The organism is Herminiimonas sp. (assembly GCF_030645555.1).
Taxonomy (GTDB): Bacteria; Pseudomonadota; Gammaproteobacteria; order Burkholderiales; family Burkholderiaceae_D; genus Oxalicibacterium.
Map to the genome: position 1 here is coordinate 1 of NZ_JAUSME010000064.1, position 1,947 is coordinate 1,947.

Here is a 1,947-nt window from a genome sequence, read left to right on the forward strand (position 1 = left end):
CTGGTCCTGGGCAAGCTCAATTAATCATCGACCCAATTAGTTCAGGTAGCTGAGTTGGTTTATTGATCCGCTCGGTTCTACCTGACCCGCAATCACAATCCAAGCACGCGAAGCAGAAATCATGTCGACAATTCTCCAATCCGTTCCAGTCAATCAAAAAGTGGGCATCGCCTTTTCCGGCGGGCTCGACACCAGTGCAGCGCTGCACTGGATGCGCCAGAAGGGCGCGATTCCTTACGCATACACCGCGAACCTGGGTCAGCCGGATGAAACCGACTACAACGCGATTCCAGAAAAAGCCAAGGCCTACGGTGCCGAGTTGGCGCGCCTGATCGATTGCCGCGAGCAACTGGTGGCAGAAGGCATCGCCGCGCTGCAAAGCGGCGCCTTCCACATCTCGACCGCCGGCGTCACCTACTTCAACACCACACCGCTGGGCCGCGCTGTAACCGGCACCATGCTGGTCGCGGCGATGAAGGAAGACAACGTCGATATCTGGGGCGATGGCAGCACGTTCAAGGGCAATGACATCGAACGCTTCTATCGTTACGGCTTGCTGATGAATCCGGCGCTGCGCATCTACAAACCGTGGCTGGATGACACCTTCATTCAAGAGCTCGGCGGCCGCAAGGAAATGTCGGAATTCCTGATCAAGTCCGGCTTCGACTACAAGATGTCCACCGAGAAGGCGTATTCGACCGACTCCAACATCCTGGGTGCAACGCATGAAGCAAAAGATCTCGAACACCTGAGCAGCGGCATGAAGATCGTCGAACCGATCATGGGCGTCGCATTCTGGCGCGACGATGTCGAAGTCAAGCGCGAGGAAGTCACTATCCGTTTCGAACAGGGACGTCCGGTCGCACTGAACGGCATCGTCTATTCGAGCCAGGTCGACCTGATGATGGAAGCCAACCGCATCGGTGGCCGTCACGGCATCGGCATGAGCGACCAGATCGAAAACCGCATCATCGAAGCGAAGAGCCGCGGCATCTACGAAGCACCGGGTCTGGCGCTCCTGTTCATCGCCTACGAACGTCTGGTCACCGGCATCCACAACGAAGACACGATAGAGCAATACCGCGAAAGCGGCCGTCGCCTCGGACGCCTGCTGTACCAGGGCCGCTGGTTTGACCCGCAGGCGATCATGCTGCGCGAAGCGGCGCAACGCTGGGTCGCGCGCGCCGTCACTGGCGAAGTCACGCTGGAACTGCGTCGCGGCAACGATTACTCGATCCTGAATACGGTATCGGACAACCTGACCTATCAGCCGGAACGCCTGTCGATGGAAAAAGTGGAAGATGCACCGTTCTCGCCGGCTGATCGTATTGGTCAACTGACGATGCGCAATCTGGACATCACCGATACCCGTCACAAACTGGCAATCTACAGTGATGTCGGCCTGCTGACTGGCAACACTTCGGTGGCGCTGCCGCGCTTCGAAAAAGACAAAAAATAATTCCTTCAACATCAAACATACAGATCATGACCACTCAATTCGATAATGTTTCCGTCGTCAAAAAAGCCAATCTTTACTTCGATGGCAAATGCGTGTCGCACACCGTGCTGTTTGCGGACGGCACCAAGAAAACCATAGGCATCATTTTTCCATCGACGCTGAAATTCAATACCGGCGCTGCTGAAATCATGGAACTGAATGCCGGCAAATGCCGCATACGCCTGGCTGGTGCAACGGAATGGAATACCTATGAAGGCGGCCAGCAATTCGAAGTGCCGGCGAATTCGAACTTCGATATTGAAACGGTAGAAACTCTGGACTACGTTTGCCATTTCATCTGATTCAATAGCAAATAAAAAAGCCCGGCTTCGTCATGAAGTCGGGCTTTTTTGCTTTTTGCAGTCGAAGTATGGACTGCCTTGCATGCCTTCCACCATAATGAGGTTGTTGAAAATCGTTATCCCGATTTGAATTGACTCATACAGTGC

At 54.5% G+C, this 1,947-nt stretch carries 2 protein-coding genes; both read left to right on the plus strand.

Going from position 1 to position 1,947, the window contains the following annotated elements:
- Positions 1 to 121 precede the first annotated feature (121 nt).
- Positions 122 to 1,459 carry an argininosuccinate synthase gene (gene argG, locus Q7T06_RS02645; protein ID WP_304779695.1) on the plus strand — a complete coding sequence of 446 codons (1,338 nt, stop codon included), beginning with the start codon at positions 122 to 124 and terminating at the stop codon, positions 1,457 to 1,459.
- A 26-nt stretch (positions 1,460 to 1,485) separates the two neighbouring features.
- Entirely contained in the window at positions 1,486 to 1,800 is a 315-nt protein-coding gene (locus Q7T06_RS02650; protein WP_304779698.1) for a pyrimidine/purine nucleoside phosphorylase, read from the plus strand.
- Positions 1,801 to 1,947: the final 147 nt, after the last annotated feature.

Coding starts and splice junctions, on each gene's coding strand:
- argG (WP_304779695.1), top strand. CDS start 122: ATGTCGACAATTCTCCAATCCGTTCCAGTCAATCAAAAAGTGGGCATC.
- Q7T06_RS02650 (WP_304779698.1), top strand. CDS start 1,486: ATGACCACTCAATTCGATAATGTTTCCGTCGTCAAAAAAGCCAATCTT.